The 20,239-nt window shown below is 74.0% G+C and carries 12 protein-coding genes; 6 read left to right on the top strand and 6 right to left on the bottom strand.

What is annotated here, in order from left to right; translation table 11 throughout:
• Positions 1–816 (bottom strand): tRNA (guanosine(46)-N7)-methyltransferase TrmB, encoded by an 816-nt coding sequence (trmB, locus tag ACFYZ3_RS30200; RefSeq protein WP_388524237.1) that lies wholly within the window; start codon positions 814–816, stop codon positions 1–3.
• Between the two features lie 124 nt (positions 817–940).
• Between trmB and ACFYZ3_RS30195 the strand changes: the two genes are divergently transcribed.
• Positions 941–1,351, top strand: coding sequence for a Dabb family protein (locus tag ACFYZ3_RS30195; protein WP_356868230.1), 411 nt, complete (start codon positions 941–943; stop codon positions 1,349–1,351).
• 41 nt (positions 1,352–1,392) lie between these two features.
• On the opposite strand, the gene lhgO is transcribed toward ACFYZ3_RS30195, so the two are convergent.
• Entirely contained in the window at positions 1,393–2,622 is a 1,230-nt protein-coding gene (lhgO, locus tag ACFYZ3_RS30190; RefSeq protein WP_388524234.1) for an L-2-hydroxyglutarate oxidase, read from the bottom strand.
• Between the two features lie 82 nt (positions 2,623–2,704).
• Positions 2,705–4,126 carry an MFS transporter gene (locus ACFYZ3_RS30185; protein WP_388524231.1) on the bottom strand — a complete coding sequence of 474 codons (1,422 nt, stop codon included), beginning with the start codon at positions 4,124–4,126 and terminating at the stop codon, positions 2,705–2,707.
• Positions 4,127–4,838: 712 nt separating this feature from the next.
• Here ACFYZ3_RS30185 and ACFYZ3_RS30180 point away from each other — a divergent pair.
• Complete coding sequence (locus tag ACFYZ3_RS30180) at positions 4,839–6,962, top strand: asparagine synthase-related protein (RefSeq protein WP_388524228.1); 2,124 nt, start codon at positions 4,839–4,841, stop codon at positions 6,960–6,962.
• A gap of 784 nt (positions 6,963–7,746) precedes the next feature.
• Positions 7,747–11,049 carry a BTAD domain-containing putative transcriptional regulator gene (locus ACFYZ3_RS30175; protein WP_388524225.1) on the top strand — a complete coding sequence of 1,101 codons (3,303 nt, stop codon included), beginning with the start codon at positions 7,747–7,749 and terminating at the stop codon, positions 11,047–11,049.
• Here ACFYZ3_RS30175 and ACFYZ3_RS30170 read toward each other — a convergent pair.
• Together ACFYZ3_RS30170 and ACFYZ3_RS30165 are read right to left on the bottom strand one after the other, a co-directional pair.
• Positions 11,036–13,090 carry a sigma-70 family RNA polymerase sigma factor gene (locus tag ACFYZ3_RS30170; RefSeq protein WP_388524222.1) on the bottom strand — a complete coding sequence of 685 codons (2,055 nt, stop codon included), beginning with the start codon at positions 13,088–13,090 and terminating at the stop codon, positions 11,036–11,038. The genes ACFYZ3_RS30175 and ACFYZ3_RS30170 overlap by 14 nt on opposite strands.
• 182 nt (positions 13,091–13,272) lie before the next feature.
• On the bottom strand, positions 13,273–14,169 hold the full coding sequence (locus ACFYZ3_RS30165) for a TetR/AcrR family transcriptional regulator (protein ID WP_388524220.1): 897 nt from the start codon (positions 14,167–14,169) through the stop codon (positions 13,273–13,275).
• A gap of 374 nt (positions 14,170–14,543) precedes the next feature.
• Between ACFYZ3_RS30165 and ACFYZ3_RS30160 the strand changes: the two genes are divergently transcribed.
• Positions 14,544–15,923, top strand: a complete 1,380-nt coding sequence (locus ACFYZ3_RS30160; protein WP_388524217.1) for an NAD(P)/FAD-dependent oxidoreductase — start codon at positions 14,544–14,546, stop codon at positions 15,921–15,923.
• Positions 15,924–16,105: 182 nt separating this feature from the next.
• Entirely contained in the window at positions 16,106–17,764 is a 1,659-nt protein-coding gene (locus ACFYZ3_RS30155) for a SpoIIE family protein phosphatase (RefSeq protein WP_388524214.1), read from the top strand.
• 54 nt (positions 17,765–17,818) lie between these two features.
• Here ACFYZ3_RS30155 and ACFYZ3_RS30150 read toward each other — a convergent pair whose 3' ends face one another.
• Positions 17,819–19,096 carry an MDR family MFS transporter gene (locus ACFYZ3_RS30150; protein WP_388524604.1) on the bottom strand — a complete coding sequence of 426 codons (1,278 nt, stop codon included), beginning with the start codon at positions 19,094–19,096 and terminating at the stop codon, positions 17,819–17,821.
• A gap of 145 nt (positions 19,097–19,241) precedes the next feature.
• Between ACFYZ3_RS30150 and ACFYZ3_RS30145 the strand changes: the two genes are divergently transcribed.
• Entirely contained in the window at positions 19,242–19,790 is a 549-nt protein-coding gene (locus tag ACFYZ3_RS30145) for a MarR family winged helix-turn-helix transcriptional regulator (protein ID WP_388524211.1), read from the top strand.
• The last annotated feature ends 449 nt before the right edge of the window (positions 19,791–20,239 follow it).

The following is a 20,239-nucleotide window of genomic DNA, read 5'->3' as shown; positions in this document are numbered from 1 at the left end:
CTAACCGGTGGGGGGCGACTCCTTGTGCTGTACGCGACGAAAGAGCAGGTCGTTCACCACATGTCCCTTGTCCAGTCCCTGGCCCTCGAAACGGGTCAGCGGCCGGTGCTCGGGGCGTGGCGAGAAACCGCCGCCGGGCGCGGTGTTCTCGAAGTCGGGGTGCGCGGTCAGCACCTCGAGCATCTGCTCGGCGTACGGCTCCCAGTCGGTGGCGCAGTGCACCACGGCCCCCGGAGCGAGCCGGGTCGCGGCCAGGGTGAGGAACTCCGGCTGGATCAGCCGGCGCTTGTGGTGCCGCTTCTTCGGCCACGGGTCGGGGAAGTAGACGCGCAGTCCGGCGAGGGAGTCGGGGGCGAGCATCTCGCGCAGCAGGATGATCGCGTCGCCGTTGGCCACCCGGATGTTGGACAGCTCCTGTCGCTCCGCGAGGCCGAGCAGGTTGCCCTGGCCGGGGGTGTGGACGTCGGCGGCGAGGATGTTGGTGTCCGGGTCGGCGGCGGCCATTCGGGCGGTGGCCTCGCCCATGCCGAAGCCGACCTCCAGGACGACGGGCCGGGTGTTGCCGAAGAGTTCGGCGAGGTCGACGACCCGCTGGCCGTCGATGTCCAGTCCCCACAGGGGCCACAGCCGTTGCAGCGCGTCCGCCTGCCCGGCGGTCACCCGGCTCCGCCGGGGCTGGAAGCTGCGGATCCGCCGCTCGAAGTGCGACCCGGCGGGATCGGCCTTCGGCCCGTCGGGGAAGCGGGGCTCGCCCTTGGCGCGGACGTGCCGCAGGGAAGCGGGTGCGGCATCGGAGGTGTGGTGGGAGTCAGACACAATGCGTCGATTTTAGACCGCGCACGTGGTTGCGAGTGCCTGTCGGAGTAGTTAGAGTCTATAACGTAAGCGATGCAGTAAAGCGCCAGCTGTGGCGACAGTCGTAGCCGTGGGGAGAGACACCGTGATTCACCACCAGATCCGCCTTGCCATGCGACCCGACGCGCCCCGGGACAAGGTCGAGGAAGCTCTCGAGATGCTCCGCAGGATGGGGCGCGAGATCGATGCCGTCGCGTACTGGACGGTCGGGCGCGACGTGGGCGGCGACTTCGACTACGGCGCGATGTTCGCCGTCGAGGACATCGAGGCCTACCGGGCGTACATGCACGCTCCGCTGCACCGGCGGGTCGACGAGATCGGGCTGCCGCTGGTGCGGCACATGGTCTCGCACGACCTGACCGACGACGAGGACCCGGCCACCGGCGACCGCATCCGGCAGATCCACGCCGAGCGCTTCGCGGGGGACCCGGCCCTCGTCGCCCTGATCGAGGGCCTCGGCTCGTACGAGGGCAGCAGCGCGCCCGGGCGCGGCTAGCCAGTCCGCCAGTCCGCCGGGGGGCGGTGGCCTGGTGGGGCCTAGTCCGCCAGCATCGCCAGCGTTCTGCGGGCCACCTCCCGGCCGATGGGCAGGGACGCGGTCGCCGCGGGCGAGGGCGCGTTCAGGACGTGCACCGTGTGGGCGCCCTCCTTGATCAGGAAGTCGTCCACCAGCGTGCCGTCCGCGAGCACCGCCTGTGCCCGGACCCCGGCGGGCGCCGCGACCAGGTCGTCCTCCCGCACCGCCGGCAGCAGCCTGCGGACCGCCGCCGTGAAGGCGCTCCTGGACAGTGACCGGCGCAGCTCGCCCGCCCCGTACCTCCAGTGCCGGCGGGCTATCCGCCACGAACCCGGCCAGGCCAGGGTCGCGCCCAGCTCGCGGGGGCGCACCACGCCCCAGCCGTATCCCTCCCGGGCCAGCGCCGGTACCGCGTTCGGCCCGACGTGCACGCCGCCGTCGGTCCCCCGGGTCAGATGCACGCCGAGGAACGGGAAGGCCGGGTCGGGCACCGGATACACCAGTCCCCGCACCAGCTCCGGCCTCGCCAGCTCGTAGTACTCGCCCCGGAACGGGACGATCCGCATGCCCGGGTCATCGCCGGTCAGCCGGGCGATCTCGTCGCAGTGCAGCCCGCCGCAGTTGACCAGGGCCCGGGCCCGGAGCACGTCCCCGGTGCGGGTGCGGACGGCGACGCCCAGGCCGGGGCGCCGGTCGACGCGGTGCACCTCGGCGCCGTAGCGGATCTCCGCCCCGGAGGCGTGCGCGAGCTGCCGGGCCACGGCGCCGTAGTCGCAGATCCCGGTGGTGCCGACGTGTATGGCGGCCAGGCCGCGCACCTCGGGCTCGTACTCCTGGATCTGGGCGCCGCTCAGCTCGCGCACCGGTATGCCGTTCTCCCGGCCGCGCTGCACGAGGGCGTGCAGGCGGGGGAGCTCGGCGCGGTCGGTGGCGACGATCAGCTTGCCGGTGACGGCGTGGTCGATGCCGTACTCGGCGCAGAACTTGACCATCTCGGCGGCGCCACGGACCGCGTAGCGCGCCTTGAGGGAGCCGGGGCGGTAGTAGACACCGCTGTGGATGACGCCGCTGTTGCGGCCCGTCTGGTGGCGGGCGGGGCCCGGCTCCTTCTCCAGGACCGTGACCCGGGTGCCCGGCGCCGCGCGCGTGATCGCGTACGCCGTGGACAGGCCGACGATCCCGCCGCCGATCACCAGCACGTCGCAGTCGTACGCGGTGCTCCGAACGAGCCCGGTCCGCACTTCTTCCATTTCCCGGCCCACCTCCCGCTTCGATAGTGCACTGCGCCACTGACAATGCCCTCAAACCCGGGAGGGGCGGTCGATCGGGCGATCAGGCCGGAGTCACCAGCAGCGGGCGGGCGCGCTCGCGCAGTTCCACCACGCGCGGCTCGTCGCCGTAGGGCTCCAGGCGGTGCAGGAGGTCCTTCACGTACTCGGTGGTACGGGCCGAGGAGATGCGCCCGGCCACCTCGACCGCCCGCACGCCCTGCTCGCAGGCCGCGTCCAGATTGCCGGACTCCAGCTCGGCCACCGCCGAGACGACGAGTCTGAGGCCGTGCGAGCGTACGAACTCCTCCGTCGGTTGCGACAGCGCCTGCTCGGTGAAGCGGCGGACCTGGCGTGGTGCCTTCAGGTCGCGGTAGCACTCGGCCGCGTCGGCGGCGAACCGGTCGTAGGAGTAGAAACCCAGCCACGTCGGATCGCTGTCGCCCGGGCGGGCGCGCTCCAGCCAGCTCTCGGCGGCCTTCAGCGCGGCGCCGGCCGCCACCGCGTCGCCCGCGCGCGCGTGGGCCCGTGCCTCGACCAGGCGGAAGAAGCTCATGGTGCGGGCCGTGGCCAGGCCGCGGTTGCGCTCCAGGGCGGCCTGGGCGAGGTCCACGCCCTCGTCGCCGAAGCCGCGGTAGGTCGCCTGGAGGGACATGGAGGCCAGCACGTAGCCGCCGAGCGGGACGTCGGCCGCCGCGCGGGCCAGGCGCAGCGCCTGGATGTAGTACCGCTGGGCCGCCTCCTGCTGGCCGGTGTCGAAGGCCATCCAGCCGGCCAGCCGGGTCAGCTCGGCCGAGGCGCCGAACAGGGCGCGGCCGACCTCGTCGGAGTAGGAGCCGAGGAGGAGCGGGGCCGCCTCGACGCGTAAGCACTCGGGGACCATCGAGGAACGCCAGTCGCCGCCGCCGTACTTGGAGTCCCAGCGCCGGGCGTCCTCGGCGGCCTCGCGCAGCTTCTGCACATCACTGTGGCCGACTTTGAGCGGTGCGCCGGAGCCCTCGGCGGGGCCCGCCTCGCGCGCCACCGAGCTGTCGGCCGGGGTTATCAGCCATCGGGAGGCGGGCGTCGCGTACGCGCTCACCGCGAACGAACCGGCGAGCGACTGCCAGATGCCGCCGCCGGTGCGGCGGCCGGCGAGGTCGAGACGGTACAGCTCGGTGGCGGACCTGACCGCCTGGCCGACGTCCCGCGGGAAGGCGAGGCCCACCTCGGGGGCGGGATCCGCGTCCGCCAGGCCGATCTCGTGGAGCGGCACCGGGCGGCCGAGCTTCTGGCCTATGGCCGCCGCGATGAGGTGCGGCGCGGCGCCCTGGGGCACCATGCCCTTCGACACCCAGCGCGCCACCGACGTCTTGTCGTAGCGAAGTGTCAACCCGCGTTGGGCGCCGAGGTCGTTGACGCGCCGGGCGAGTCCTGCGTTGCTGATTCCCGCGAGGGCGAGAACGGCGCCGAGCTTTTCGTTCGGCCCGCGTTGCTCCCTGGACATGCGCCACCCCTCGACACAGACGGCTGCCGCGCTGGCATAACCACGCGGCATTCGTAAACCCAGCGTAGTTCGCCGCATCCCAGGCGTTAAGAGGCATTGTTCCGGATGGCGGGATTGTGGTCCGTACTCAAGTGCGGTGTATGTACGGTCTGTTGCCGCGTGCTCCCGATGTGTGGCCGTGCGCCCGTGCGTGCGCTCTTCTCCGGCCACCGCGGGAGCGATTCCATGGGCGGTGCGTGGGTCGGCCCGCTGTACTGGATCCAGTGGGCTGGGGGACGCCGCCGCCTACATCCCCGCGGGCGGCGGACCGGTCCGGGGGGCGAGTCCCGTCCCCCGGACTGCGCGCCGCCGGTGTGCTGACGGGCGGTGCGCAGAGTTTGTACGGAGCGTGTTCGAGTGTGGTCGCGTGGCGCCGATTTGGCTGAAAATCACCGTTGGTGATTTCGGGGTACAACCGCCCTCACCATGGGAGTTGAGGGCGCGTGGGGGAGCCAAAGGGCGCGTTGCGGGGGCGCATTCGCGTCGTCTTCGCCGTGGGAGAACGGGAGTTGAGGGTCCCGCGGCGATGTCCCGGCGTTCTCGCGTGAGTCTCCGCGAGGCGCACTCGCGGAGCACACGCGGCTCCGCCGACGCTCTGTGGCGCGCCCTTCATGGCAGCATGGGGAACCAGTTCGTACGGTGCACTGGTTGTCCCCAGCCTGTGGAGGCGTCGATGCGGTGGTTGGTGGGGTGGAGCAGCGCCGCCGTGGGAGTGGGAGCAGCGGGGATCGCCGGGGCGGGCGGCTCCGCCGGGGCCACCGGCTACGACGGTGAGACCGTGCAGCCCGTGGGCGCCCAGCCGTTGTGGGGCGACCCCGATCCGCTGTGGGCGGTCGGCGACTGGCGGCCCGACGAGGTGCGCGTCGTCGCCGCCGACGCGCAGACCCGGATCGCCGTGCTCGGCATCTGCGGTGCGAGCGACGAGCAGTTGCGGGTCGCGCTGTTCGCCGCGCGCGGGGGCGCGCTTCGGCACCTGACGGCCTGGCCCGGCAGCTACACGGCCGTCGTCCAGGTCGGGCGGCGGATCACCGTCTGCGGCGACCTCGCGGGCGCGCGGCCGGTCTTCCACACCCCCTGGGCGGGCGGCACCGCCTACGCGACCGCCGCGCTGCCGCTCGCCGACCTCGTCGAGGCCAACCTCGACTTCGGCCACCTCGCCGCGCTGCTCGCCACGCCCGACGTGCCGGCCGCGCTGGACGACTCCACGCCGTACGACGGCGTGAAGCGCGTTCCGCCGGGGCACGCGCTCATTCTGCGCGCCGGGGCGCGGGAGATCGCCGGGTACGAACCGGTGGCCTCGCTCGCCGTCGCGGCGCCCTCGGCCGACCCCGACCGTGCGGTGGACGGCGTGCGGGACGCCCTGGTGGACGCGGTGCGCACCCGGCTCGCGGCGCCGCGGCACGTCCCCGGGGACGGCATCGACCCCGGGCCCGTCCCGGGCATGGGGCCCGCGGAGCGGCGGGCGGCGCGCGGTATGCCGGTGCCGGGGATCGGGGCAGATCTGTCCGGCGGGCCGGCCTCGGGCACGCTGGCGCTGCTGGCGGCCGGGCTGCCGGGGATGCCGGGGACCGTGCTCGGACACGGGACCGGGGCGGGGGAGCGGCTGCTGGCCGTCACCTTCAACGACCTCGCCGTCGGCGGGCAGGAGTCCGAGCTGGCGCGGGCGGGGGCGCTCGCGGCCAACCCGCGGCTGCACCACGTGGTGGTCACCGGCGGCGAGGACATGCTGCCGTACGCCGCGCTGGACGGGCCGCTGACCGACGAACCGGGCTCGTCCCTGGTCGCCGCCGCGCGGCACCGGGCGCGGCTGGCGGCGGGCAGCGCGGACCACTTCACCGGGTACGGGGCGCGGCAGGTGCTGGACGCGCATCCGGCGCGCCTTGCCGACCTGCTCATGGATCGCAAGCGGCGCCATCTGGTCCGGCCGGTCGCCGCACTGGCCAAGGCCGACGGGTCGGTCCTGGTCCCCGCGCGCGTGTACGGCGCGGCGCGGCGGCTGGCGCGCACGCCGTACCGGAGCGGGCTCGAGGTGCTCGCCGAGCGGTTGCTCCGCAGACGGTTCGACACGCCGGGTGACGGGGCGATGGACGCCTCTTTGGCCGCGCTGACCTGGGCCGGGGCGGGGCCGGCGGCGCGGTGGCTGACCGGAGAGGCGCTGGCTGAAGTATCGGTTCGCCTCCAGACGTCCTCGCAGCGGTCGGGGGTGGGTCCCGGGCAGCGTCCGGGGGACTTCCGGGCGCGGGCGGCGCTGGCTCGGCAGGCGGCGGAGGTGCGGGTGCTCGAGCAGGCCGCGGAGATTCGCTTCCAGCGGCTGCACACGCCGTTCCTGGACAACCAGGTCGTGCGGGCCTGCCGGGCCCTGCCGGAGGCGCTGCGGGTGCAGCCGGGGGCGCGGGCGGCGATTCTGCGGACGGTGCTGGAGGGGGCGGGGGTGAGCGAGTTGCCGAGCGGGTGGGGGGCGCCCACGCAGGCGCTGGCGGCCTCGACGGCCCGGACGGGGCTGCGGGTCGCCGCGGATTCCCTGCTGGGGCTCTTCGACCGGCCGTTGCTGGCGGAGGCGGGGCTCGTGGAGGCGCGGGTCGTGCGCAAGGCGGTGCGGGCGGCGGCCGCGGGTGAGCCACTGCCGCTGGACGGGCTGGCCGACCTCGTCTCGCTGGAGCTGTGGCTCGGCCGCCTGCTGGCCCGCCGCGGCACCTGCTGGACCGGCACCCCGGCCCGCCAACGCGCGGTACCGGCGGGCATCGCGCCGCAGCGGGGGGCGCTGGGCGGGGCCGGGGCGGTCGTGCGGCGGGTCTGACGGGGCGGGTGCCTGCGGCGGCCTGTGCGGGTGTGGTGGGGGTGCGGGTAGCGCCGTTTGTCCGGTGGGTGGGTCGGGGCCGCGCCGGGGGGTGTCCGTCCTCGGAACGGCGCGGAATCGGTCGGCTACGGGGGTGCGGGGCGTTGACGCGCCAACCGCTGCGGGCGGACACCCCCCGACACGACCCCTCACCGCCGTACGCGGCTTTCCCCGCCGACGCTCCGTGTCCCGCTTCTCGCCGTAGGGGGCTTTCCCCGTCGACGCTCCGTGTCCCGCCCCTCGCCGTACGCGGCTTTCCCCGCCAACGCTCCGCGTTCCGTTCCTCGCCGTAGGGGGCTTTCCCCGTCGACGCTCCGTGTCCCGTTCCTCGCCGTAGGCGGCTTTCCCCGCCGACGCTCCGTGTCCCGCTTCTCGCCGTACGCGGCTTTCCCCGACCCAGCCCGCGTGTCCCGTCACGCCGCCGCAGGTGCGGGTCGCCGCCACGCCGCGGCCGTAGCTGCGCGCCGCCACCCCCGGCCGGCGCTGCGGGCAGTCGCCGCGCCCCGCCGCCGCTGCGGGCAGTCGTGCCGCTGGGGCGGCACGGGTGGGCGGTGGGGGTACCTCCCAGGCCGTTCAGGCACTGGGGGAGGCACCCCGCTACGCCGGGCCGCGTCACCCTCGCGCCCGCAACCACGCCGGGCGCCCGGTGCTGCGCCGGGCCTTGTGACCCACCCCCGGCCACCCACCCCGCGTCCCAAGAACACGCCGGGTGCCCGCGCCCCACCCGTGCGGCGACAATGACTCCGTGCGGTACAGAATCCTGGGCGTCACCCAGACGGAGGACCACGGCACCGTCGCAAACCCCGGCGGCCCCCGCCTACGCGCGCTGCTCACCGCCCTCGCCCTGCGCCCCGGCGACGTCGTCACCCCCACCACGCTGATCGACGAGGTCTGGGCGGAGGACGACGACCCCCCGCAGGACGCCCCCGCCGCCCTCCAGGCCCTGGTCGGCCGCCTCCGCCGTACCGTCGGCAAAGAGGCCGTCGCCTCCGCTCCCGGCGGATACCGGCTCGCGGCGACCCGCGACGACGTGGATCTGTTCGTCTTCGAGCGCCTCGTACGGCGAGGCACCACCGCCCTCGACCACGGCGACCCGGCGACCGCCGCCCGGCACCTGGACGAGGCGCTCGCCCTCTGGCGCGGCCCCGCCCTGGCCGACCTCCCCGGTCACGCCGCCGGCCCCGACGCCCTGCGCCTGGAGGCGACCCGTGCCCGTATAGAGGCCGGTCTGCGGCTCGGCGACGCCCACGACGCCGTACCGCGGCTGCGCGAACTGATCACCGCGCACCCGTACGACGAACCGCTGCACGCCCTCCTCATCGCCGCCCTGCGCGCCGCCGGCCGCGACGCCGACGCCCTGGCCGCCTACGAGAGCGCCCGTCGCACCCTCGCCGACGGCCTCGGCACCGAACCCGGCCCCCGGCTGCGCGCCCTGCACGCCGAACTGCTCGGCGCCCGGGGCGCGCAGCGGCCGGCACCCGAGCGGGCTTCCTCCGGCGGCCGCAAGGGCAACATCAGGCCTCGGCTGACCACCTTCGTGGGGCGGGAACTGGAGCTCGACGCCCTCCGTTCCGAATTGCGGGGGGCCCGCCTCGTCACCCTCACCGGGCCCGGCGGATCCGGGAAGACCCGCCTCGCCGAGGAGGCCGCCGCCGGGCTCGAACAGGCGTGGTTGGTCGAGCTCGCTCCGCTCGACCGGCCGGACGCGGTGCCCGGCGCGGTCGTCAACGCCCTCGGGCTGCGCGAGACCGTGCTGCTGACCGGCGACCGGCCGGCCGTGCAGGACGACCCCGTCGCCCTGCTCGTCGAGTACTGCGCCCCGCGCAGCCAACTCCTGGTCCTCGACAACTGCGAACACGTCATCGGTGCGGCCGCCCGGCTCGCCGAGACCCTGCTGACCCGCTGTCCGGGCCTCACCGTCCTCGCCACCAGCCGGGAACCCCTGGGCGTGCCCGGCGAGTCGGTGCGACCGGTCGAGCCGCTCACCCCCGAGCAGGCGCAGCGCCTGTTCACCGCGCGTGCCGGCGCCGTGCGTCCCGACGCGGACGCGGTCCTGCGTGACGAGCAGGCGGTCGCCGAGATCTGCCGGCGCCTCGACGGACTGCCGCTGGCCATCGAGCTGGCGGCCGCCCGGCTGCGGATGCTCACCCCGCGCCAGATCGCCGACCGGCTCGACGACCGCTTCCGCCTGCTCACCTCGGGCAGCCGTACCGTCCTGCCCCGCCAGCAGACGCTGCGCGCAGTCGTCGACTGGTCCTGGGACCTCCTCGACGAGGCGGAACGCACCTTGCTGCGCGAACTGTCCGTCTTCGCGGGCGGCTGGGACCTGGCGGCCGCGGAGGCCGTGGGCACCGGGCCCGCCGCGGACCTCCTCGGGGCCCTCGTCGACAAGTCCCTCGTCGTCGCCGACCCGGGCGCCGACGGCGCCGGCATGCGCTATCGCCTGCTGGAGACCATTCACGAGTACGCCGAGGAACGCGCCGCCGAGACGCCCCGGCTGCGCGCCGCCGCCGAACGCGCCCACCGCGCGTGGGCGCGCGCCCTGGCCGAGGAAGCCGACCCGCTGCTGCGCTCGGCCGGGCAACTGCCGTACATCTCCCGCCTGGAGACCGAGCACGACAACATCCGTGCGGCCCTCGACCGCTCCCTCACCGCGGGCGACGAGCCGGAGGCCGCCGCCCTCGCGCTCGCCATGGGCTGGTTCTGGTGGCTGCGCAACTACCGGCACGAGGGGGTCGGGTGGCTGGACCGGGTGCTGCGCCTCGGAGCCGCCCTGGACGCGGGGGGTGACCAGGTGCCGGCGGCGGACGTGCTCGCCCGGCGTACCGCCGTTGCCGACCCCGTCGGCGCGCTGCTCGCCGGGGGCGGGGACCGCCCGACGCACCCACTGCACTCCTTGCGCATGCAGGTGCGGATGATGCACATCCTCCTCACCTTCGAGACCGCGCCCAGGGAGGGGTTGCTGGACGAGCGCATGCGGCGGTACGTCCGGCGGGTGCGGGACCACTTCGCGGCGGGCGGCCCCGAAGCGGCCCGGGTGCCCGGTCTCGTCTGGCCGCTGACCGAGTTCTTCGTCAGCGACTCCGGCGACGTCCAGGGATCCATGGACGCCTCCGTCGCCAACTGCCGTGCCCACGGGGGCGAGTGGGAGATCGCCGCCAGCCTCATGTTCCGTACGCATGCGGTGGTCGACATCTCGGGCACTCCGGTGGGCATCGACACCGACCTGGCGGAGATGCGTGTGCTCAGCCGCCGGGTCGGCGACCGCCTCGTGGAGGCCCAGGTGTGCAGCGCCTTCGGCGAGGCCGCCATGGTGCGCGGCCGCTACGAGGAGGCCAGGGCCGAGTACGCGGAGGCGCTGCGGCTCGCCGAGGAGGTGGGGGCCTTCGCGGAGGCGCCGTTCCTCATCGCCCGGCTCGCCGAGATCGCCTACCGCGAGGGGGACCACGGCACGGCGCTGGGCGTACTCGACGAGGCCGGTGCCGCGGCCGACCGGTACGGCGTGGTGGACTCCAAGGCCTTCGTGCTGATGCTGCGGGCCGGGCTCGCGGTGGTGGACGAGGAGTTCGCGCGGGCCCGCGTCCTGTGGGAGGCGGCCCGCGAGGAGTGCCTGCGCGGTACGCCGCCGCCGCAGTTCCTCGCGATGCTGGGGCTGGTGGACGCGCTCGTGACGGCGGGCGAGTCGGGCCCGGGCGCCGCCTTGCCGCTGCTGGCGGACGCTCTGCGGGCGGCCGTCGAGGAACGCTGCGCCGAGCTGGTCCTCGCGACCCTCGTGGACAGCGCGGCCGGGCTGCTGAGCGACCTCGGCGACCAGGCCCGTGCGGTGCGGCTGCTCGGCGCGGCCGGACACTGGCGCGGCGACCGCCCGCGCCCCATGCCGGACCGGGCGCACGCCGAGCGGGCCGAGGCCGCCGCCCGCGGTGTCCTCGGCTCAGAGCGGTACGCCGCCGAAGTGGCCGCGGGCGCCGGGCTCACGCCCCGGGACGTCGTCGGCGAGCTGGAGACGGCGGTGCGGCGGCCGGTTCCGCAGGCTCCTACGCGCAGGTGAAGCGGGACTGGGCCCAGTCCGCGAGCGCCAGCGAGTCGAAGGGGCTGTGCGGCTCGGTCACCAGCCGCAGCGTCTCGCGTCCCGTGAGGTCCACATGGACCGGTACCGCGGGGTCCCCGCCCTTGACCATCCCCGAGTTCCACAGCCGGACGTCGTCCGCGTACACCGAGAAGTGGACCTTGCCCAGCTTCATCGTCAGGTCGTCGACGCCGGCCAGCGCGTCGTAGGACGAGCACTCGCGGTTGAGGTCGATGGTCACCGAGGAGCGTCCGTTGACGGTGACGCCGTGTGCGTACGACACGTCGTCGACCGACAGGGCGGAGCGCTGCCACACCCAGCTGCTTCCGGCCAGCCGCATCTCGGGGCCGGTGCCGTCGCCGCTCACGTCGTACGCCAGCTCGCTCCACCGGTAGACGGTCGGGGCGGGCGGCGGTGGGGGCGGAGGGGGAGGGGGTGGTGTCGGGGTGGGGGTCGGCTTCGGCGGGGGAGTCGGGGTGGGGGTGGGGGTCGGTTTCGGTTTCGGGGTGGGCTTGGGGGGCGGGGTGGGCGTGGGGGTCGGCTTGGGGGCCGCCACCGGTTCGGGTGGGCGGGGCGGTCGGGGCGAGGGCGTGGGGGTGTCCGGGGCGGGCTGCGCCACCGGTGAGGAGGCGGGCGGGGCGGCCTTCGGCGGCTCCTTGGCCGGGGCGTCGTCGCCGATCAGGGCCAGGGCCAGCGCCGCCGCCGCGGCCACCGCGACCACACCGGCCGCGATGCCTGCCTTCACCGGCGCGCCCAGCCCCTCGGAGGCCGCCGCACCGGCCCCGGCGCCCGCCGCTCCGCCGGACGCGCCGCCGCTCGCCGCGGCCGCCGCGCCCGCGGCTCCCGCCGCGCCCGCGCCCCCGGCGATGAGCCCCGCCACCTTGGCGTACCCGGCGGCACCGAACCAGCCGATGACCGCGACGGGCACCACGGCGGGAATGCCGCTCGCGACCTCCTTGATCTGGGTCGCGGCCAGCCGGCACCTCGCGCACTCCTCCAGGTGCTTGCGCAGCCCGCGTTCGGCCCTGATGCGCAGCCTGCCGCGCGCGTACGTGCCGAGCTGGTCGGCGTAGCGGGCGCACTCCTCGTCGGTGGCGAGGGCATCGCTGACATGGGCCTGGAGGTAGGCCTGCTTGAGCCCCTCGCGGGCGCGGCTGGCCAGGACACGGGTGCCGTTGGCGTCCAGCCCGAAGAGCATGGCCACCTCGCTCGGCGACTCGTCCTCCACCTCGGTGTGCCACAGCACGGCCTGCCACCGCTCCGGCAGCGACCGGAACGCCCGCATGGCCATCGACTGCTCGGCCTCGTGCATGGCGCGGACGTCGGCGCCCAGCTCCAGGGTGTCGTCGTCCGGCACCTTCGCGGTGTGCGCGGCCTGCGCGGCGAACACCGCGAAGTCCTCGACGAGTTGCTCCCGCCCGGCCGACCGGGTCCAGCCGGCGGCGACGCGCCGGACCGCGGTGAGCAGGTAGGCGCGCACGGCGTGCTCGGGTCCCGAACCGCCGCGCACCGCCTGGAGCATGCGGGCGAACACCTCGGCGGTGAGGTCGTCCGCGGTGTGGGCGTCGCGGCAGCAGGTGCGCGCATACCGGCGTACCGCGTCCGCGTGGCGCCGGTACAGCTCCTCGTAGGCCGAGTCGTCGCCCGAGCGCATCCGCCCGATCAGCTCGGCGTCGGACGCCGGAAGCGCGCGCGGCGGCGGCAGGATGCCGTCGTCGTACAGCTCGCGCGGCGGTGGCAGGACGCTGTCCTCGTGCAGTTCGCGCTGGGCGGGAACACCGGTCCCCGCAGGGCGCTCGTCCTCGGCAGGACCCTCGCGGCCGCCGTCCCGGGCGCCGCCGTCCTCCACGGGAGCGGCGTCCCGCCCGGCGTGGGGCCGACCGCCCTGGCCCGGCACCTGCGGCGAGTCTCCCGCCCGGGCGTCATCGTCCCCGGTGCCGCCGCCCCGGCTCTCGCCGGTCTCGACGTCTCCGGGACCGCTCTCGCCGTCACCGAGTGACCCGTCCCGCCCGTCAACGCTCATCGCGGAAAGCCCCCGCCAACCTGCCCAGCCAGTCCGAACACCGGGTCAGCGTGCCATATTGGCTTTTGTTCAGGACCCCCCTGTGCCGACCGTCACTCGTCTGTGCGGACTTCACGTGCCGCGGTAATAACGCTCAGCCGTTCGGGGAAGGAGATACGGGCCCCCGACGGCGCCGCCGCGTCTCACGCCGGCCGCGACCGCAGCCCCTCCAGCAGGATGTCCAGCAGCCGGGCCGAGGCCGCCGCCTGCTGGGCCGGGTCCGGCAGCGAGGGCGCCGCCGTGGCTATGACCAGCAGTACGTCCGACACCGACACGTCCGGCCGCAGCTCACCCGCCGTCCGCGCCCGCTCCACGAGCCGGCCCACGACCTCCAGCAGCGCCGCTGCACCGTCGTCGCCGACCACGGAACCCGCGACGGAAACGGCGGCAGAGCCTGCCGCCGGACCCGTGGCGGAGGTGGCGACGGGGCCCGCGGCGTCCGCGACGGAACCTCCGGCGGCGGCCGACGCCCTGGCCGCGGCGGATCCCTCGGGCACCAGCCGCAGCTCGCCGGTGCCCGGCTGTATCCGCTGCTGCGGCACCCGCGGGTCACCGGCGGCCGCACCACCGGAACCGCCCACGCCACCGTCGGTGTCGGCGTCGTCCGACACCCCGACCCGCAGCACCTGCGGCGGCAGCAGCCGACCGGCGCCCGAGGCAACCGACGTCCGCAGGAAGCGGGACAGCGCCGACCACGGCTCGTCCTCCTGCCCGAGCGCCGTACGGGCCTGGTCGGTCAGCCGTGCCGTCTCTTCCTCGGCTATCCGGCGCACCAGCACGTCCTTGCTCGGGAAACGCCGGTACACCGTGCCGACACCGACCCGCGCGCGCCGCGCCACGTCCTCCATCGGCGCGCCGTATCCCAGCTCGCCGAACACCTCCCGCGCCGCGCGCAGCACGTGCTCCAGATTGCGCTGGGCGTCCACGCGCAGGGGCGCGCTCCGCGCCGCGTCTCCGCGTGCGCCGCCCGCCGCCGTACTCATCGCACCGCCGGGCGCGACGGCCGACGTGGACGACCAATGAGAATCCTGAACATGCATAGACAATCCCCCGGTAATGACGTCTCCCCCCGGAGACACTCCCCGCCATCGAAAGCCGGAGTGCGTGGAACGGGCTCGGCTGCGCGGCCCGCCCGTCGCGGACCCCATGAGCACATCCCCCTACACACCGTGGGAAAGAACATAGTTGAGCGGGGGTCAATTCAGAAGGGGCACGTTCCGCACGGAGCGCCCCCCGATCGGAGCACGGATCGCACCTGCCCCGCATGTGCCGCCCTCCGGGACCGCACGCACCCACGCTGACCTGCGTGATCATGCCGCGTGACGTGGATTCCGGCGGCTGGGCGCCTCGACGATCTCCGGTCACACAAATTGACGAGCCTGTGGACAAACGCAAGCGCCGGGTGCGTCATGGGATGGTGAAGGAACGTGCGCGCATTCTCGTTGTCGGCGGTGGCTACGTCGGGATGTACACGGCCCTGCGGCTGCAACGGAATCTCAAGGGCGAACTGCGGCGGGGCGAGGCCGAGATCACGGTCGTCACCCCCGACGCCTACATGACCTATCAGCCGTTCCTCCCCGAGGCGGCGGCCGGGTCCATCTCCCCCCGGCACGTCGTCGTGCCCCTGCGCCGTGTCCTCGGCCAGTGCGACGTCGTCGTCGGCGAGGCCCGGTCCATCGACCACACGACCCGCACCGCCACCATCACCACCCTCGCCACCGACGAGGAGAAGGCGGGCGCGCGCCGGCTGACGTACGACGAACTCGTCCTCGCCCCCGGCTCCGTCTCGCGCACCCTGCCCGTGCCCGGACTCGCCGACCACGGCGTCGGTTTCAAGACCGTCGAGGAGGCCATCGGCCTGCGCAACCACGTCCTCGAACAGATGGACATCGCCTCCTCCACCCGCGACCCCGCCATCCGCGACGCCGCCCTCACCTTCGTCTTCGTCGGCGGCGGCTACGCGGGCGTGGAGGCCCTCGGCGAGCTGGAGGACATGGCCCGCTACGCCGCGCGGTACTACCACAACGTCACCCCCGAGGACATGAAGTGGATCCTCGTCGAGGCGTCGGGCCGCATCCTGCCCGAGGTCGGCGAGGAACTGGGCCGCTACACGGTCACCGAACTGCGCCGCCGCAACATCGACGTACGCCTGGACACCCGCCTCGAGTCCTGTGCCGACCGCGTCGCCGTCCTCAGCGACGGCTCCCGCTTCCCCACCCGCACGGTCGTCTGGACGGCCGGCGTCAAACCGCACCCGGTCCTGGCATCCACCGACCTGCCCCTCGACGACCGCGGCCGACTCGCCTGCACCGCCCACCTGTCGGTCGACGGCGCCCCGCACGCGTGGGCGGCCGGTGACGCCGCCGCCGTCCCCGACGTCACCGCGCCCGAACCCGGCCGGGAATGCGCCCCCAACGCCCAGCACGCCGTCCGCCAGGCGAAGGTCCTCGGCGACAACGTCACCCACGCCCTGCGCGGCGAGCCCCTCGACACGTACGCGCACCGGTACGCGGGCTCCGTCGCCTCCCTCGGCTTCCACAAGGGCGTCGCACACGTCTACGGTCGCAAGCTCAAGGGCTACCCCGCGTGGTTCATGCACCGCGCCTACCACCTCAGCCGCGTCCCCACCGTCAACCGCAAGGCGCGCGTACTGGCCGAATGGGTGATCGCCGGGCTCTTCAAACGGGAGATCGTCTCCCTGGGCTCACTCGAACATCCGCGGGCGGAGTTCGAACTCGCGGCCGGTGGAAAGCCTTCTCAGGAGCCCCCGCACAACCCGAAGGGGTCGTCCTGACCTGACTCAGGAACTCCCCCGGCCACTGGGGCGTCTGACGGATGTCGGCCAGGCGGGCACCCTGCCAGACTGGTCCACCACCGCGGGCGCGCCGCCGCTCGCCCCAGCGCGGCCCCCGGGGCCCGGGCCGCCCCGGCCCGCCCCGGTTCCCGGCCGCCGACAACTACACGAGGCAAGGATTCGTGAACTTCACGCGCTGGAGCGCCCGACTCCCCGGAACACAGCGCCGCGCCGCCGCGCGGACCGACACGGCCCTCTCTCCGGACCGGCGGGCGGACGGCTCCGTACCCGCCGCCCGCGCCGAACAGCTGACCGACGAGGCCCCGCTCGCCGCCGACATCCCCGGCGTCGACGAACTGCCCGTCCGCGACGTCCTCGGCCGCGTCCCGGCCCTCGTCGCCCTCCTGCACGGCCCCGAACACCGCCTCGCCTACGTCAACGACGCCTACGTCGCCGCCTTCGGCATCCGCGACCTCGGCGCCCGCGCCCGCGAGGCACTCCCCGAGATGGACGAACCGGGCCTCTTCCCCCTCCTGGACCAGGTCCAGCGCAGCGGCAGGCCCCGCACCCTCAAGTCCCGCAAGGCCCCGGACGGCCGCTCGTACACCTTCACGTGCACCCCGGTCACTGCGGGGCACAACGGCGACGGCCGCGGAGTACTCGTCTTCGCGACCGACGTCACCGACCACGCCGAAGCCGCCGGCCGCCTGCGCGCGAGCGAACGCAGCCAGCGCGAGACCGCCGTCACCCTCCAGCGCTCCCTCCTCCCGCAGGAGCTGGAGGAGCCCGACGACCTGCGCGTCGCCGCCACCTACCACCCCGGCGGCACCGAGGCCGCGGTCGGCGGCGACTGGTACGACGTGATCACCCTCGGCGGCGGCCGCACCGCCCTGGTCATCGGCGACGTCATGGGCCGGGGCGTCCGCGCGGCGGCCGTCATGGGCCAGCTCCGTACGGCGGTGAGGGCCTACGCCCGCCTCGACCTGCCCCCGCACGAGGTGCTCCAGCTCCTCGACGGCCTCGCCGCCGAAATCGACGCCAACCAGATCGCCACCTGCGTCTACGCCATCCACGATCCGAACGAGGGCCGGCTGGTCTACGCGTCCGCCGGCCACCTGCCCATCCTGGTCCGCGACGAGGACGGCACCGTCCAGCGCGCCGACGAACCCACCGGCCCGCCGCTCGGCACCGGCGGCTGGATCCACGCGTCCGGCTCGATCGCCCTGCCCCCCGGCTCCACGGCCGTCCTCTACACCGACGGCCTGGTCGAACGCCGCGACGAGGACCTCGACGAGGGCATCGCCGCCCTGGAGCGCGCCCTGTCCGGCGCCACCGGCACGCCCCAGGTGGTCTGCGACCGGCTGGTCCGCTCGGCGGGCGTCACCCCGGACCACGACGACGACGTCGCCGTCCTGGTCCTCCAGCACCCCGCCCGCAAGGGCGCCGAGGCCGAGCTGTTCCGCAACGCCGCCCTGGAGCTGCTCGGCGGCGTGGAAGCGGCCCCACGCGCGCGTGCCTTCGCCTCCGGCGTCCTCACCAGCTGGCGCTTCCCCACCGAGCTGCACGACCTCGGCGTCCTGGCCACCAGCGAACTGGTCGCCAACTCCCTCCAGCACGGCACCCCGCCGATGCGGCTGCGGCTGCGCCGTACCGACCGCCGCCTGATCATCGAGGTGACCGACGGCGACGACCACCTGCCCCGACGCCGCCGCGCGGAGCCCGGGGACGAGTCCGGCCGGGGCATCGCGATCGTCGCGACGATCGCCTCCAACTGGGGGTCCAGGCGGACCCCGGGCGGCGGCAAGGCGGTCTGGTGCGAGTTCGTCCTGCAAAAGCCCTGAGCCGACGGCGGTGCGGGCGAGGCCCCCGGCCCCGCCGCGATCCGCCCGGCCGGCTCACGCCTCCGCGACCACCACGGCGTCGGCCGGCGCCCCGCCCTGCGTGACCACCCGGCTCCTGGCGAGCGACGGCTGGTTCTGTACGTCGGTGAGCTGCCGCCCCAGCCGCACCGCCAGCACCGTGATGCCCAGCGAGAACAACAGGAACGCCACGATGTACGGCGCGTGCAGCGAGGCCCCGAGCGGCCCGCCGACCGCCGGACCGATCGCCAGCGCGAGCTGCTTCACCAGGGCGAAGGCGGAGTTGTACTGCCCGGCGAGACCGGTCGGCGCCAGGTCCGCCACCAGCGGCGCCAGCGTCGGCGACAGCATCGCCTCACCCAGCCCGAACAGCGCGTACGTCGAGATGAAGGCGGCCGTGGCCATCGTCTGGCTGCCGTGCCCCAGCCCGGCGTACCCGGCCACGGCCCACGCCACGGCCCAGATCAGCCCCACGGACGCGATCACCCGGGACCGCTTGCGCCGCTCGACGAACTTCAGCACGGCGAACTGCGCGATCACGATCATCAGCGTGTTCGCCGCCAGCGCGGTCCCCAGCGCGGACGTGGAGATCCCGGCCGCCTCGACACCGTAGGCGCTCAGCCCCGACTCGAACTGCCCGTAGCAGGCGAAGAACAGCACGAAGCCCAGGACGCACAGCTGCACCATGGCCCGGTTGCCGAGGAGCTGCTTCCAGCTTCCGCCGCCGGTCTGTCCCGGCGCCCCCTCGATCCGCGGTGCCCGCGGCGACCGCACCGTCGCCATGACGGCCACCAGCACCAGGAACATCGCCGCCTCGATGGCGAACAGCAGCGTGAAGGACGACGCGCTCGTGGTGTCGACCAGGTGACCGCCGATGAGCCCGCCGACGCCGAGCCCCAGGTTCTGCAGGAAGAACTGCATCGCGAACGCGCGCGACCGGGTCTCCGTGGTCGAGCAGTCCACGATCATCGTCGCCAGCGCGGGCTGCATCACGGCCTGCCCGGCTCCCAGCGCCGCGGCGGACAGCAGCACCGTGCCGGCCGAGGCCGACAGCCCGAGGCTCAGCGCGCCGAGCGCGGCGGTGACCAGGGCGACCAGCAGCACCGGCAGCGGACCCCGCCGGACGATGGCCCGCCCGGCGAACGGCAGCACGATCAGCGCGGCCACGGCGAAGACGGCGAGCACGAGGCCCGCCGTGACAGAACCCAGTCCCCGTACCTGCGCCACATAGACGTACAGGTAGGGGACCGTGAAGCCGAGTCCGAACGCGCTGAGTGCGTTGCCCACGTGGATCCGGCGCATCGCCGCGCCCATTGCCCTGGTCACGTTCACCCTCTCTTGATCTCTCGGATCGTTCGCTCCAGCCGTTAGAGCTGAAGACTTAGAAGCTAAAGTTCGAAGGTAAAGAGTACATACCGAAGGACTTCAAGGCAAAGGAGCCGCGTGCCATACTGCGGCCATGGGCGACACCTCCGGCGCCGGCGAGCCGACACTCGAAGAGCAGATCGCCGCCTACCAGCGCGAGTTCCAGGACCTCGACCCGCAGGTCGAGAAGATCGTCTCGGCGCTCTCCCGCCTCAACCGCCGTATGAACGTCGCGTACGGCCGCCAGACCGCCGAGCTGGGCATCGGCAACACGGACTGGGAGGTGCTGAAGGCCCTCGTCCTCTCCGGTGCCCCCTACCGCCTCGGCCCCGGCGACCTCGCCAAGCGCCTCGGCCTCACTCCGGCCGCGATGACCCACCGCATCGACCGCATGGTGACGGAGGGCCTGGTCACCCGGGAGCGCGACGAGACCAACCGGGTGCGCGTGATCGTCGCGATCACCGCGGAAGGGCGCGAGAAGTGGCTGGCGGCCATGCGCCTCGCCACGGTCTTCGAGGAGGACCTGCTCCAGGACCTCTCCGCCGACGACCGCACGGCGCTCGGCGAGGTGCTGACCCGCCTCCTGCGCAGGGTGGAGCACGCACAGCCCGACGCCGGTGGCCGGCTCAGCGACCTCGATTAAAGATCTTGACAGCGACGCTTGACAGACCCCTACGGGATCCGTAAGGTTCTTCGGGTTGCCACGGGACCGTAACGGTTCTGCGGCAGCACCTCCCGCCGCAGCAGCGGCAATCAAACCACCAGCACGATCCCCAAGTGGGAATGACTTCGGCGCGCCCGAATTCAATTCCGCTGGGCACTCGTCGGCCTGATCGACCCCGATTGGGAATCGCCGAGAGGGTCCGCTAAGGTTTGAGACGTCGGAACGGCCCAACAGCCGGGACGACAGCCCCCTCTGACGGGGAATCAGAGCCCGAAAGGATCTGATAGAGTCGGAACCGCCGGAAAGGAAAACGCGAAAGCGGGAACCTGGAAGGCACCGAGGAAATCGGATCGGAAAGATCTGATAGAGTCGGAAACGCAAGACCGAAGGGAAGCGCCCGGAGGAAAGCCCGAGAGGGTGAGTACAAA

The organism is Streptomyces sp. NPDC001599, assembly GCF_042893535.1.
Lineage (GTDB): Bacteria > Actinomycetota > Actinomycetes > Streptomycetales > Streptomycetaceae > Streptomyces.
Note: the sequence above shows the minus strand (reverse complement) of the source record. Positions and strands in the feature narration are given on the sequence as shown.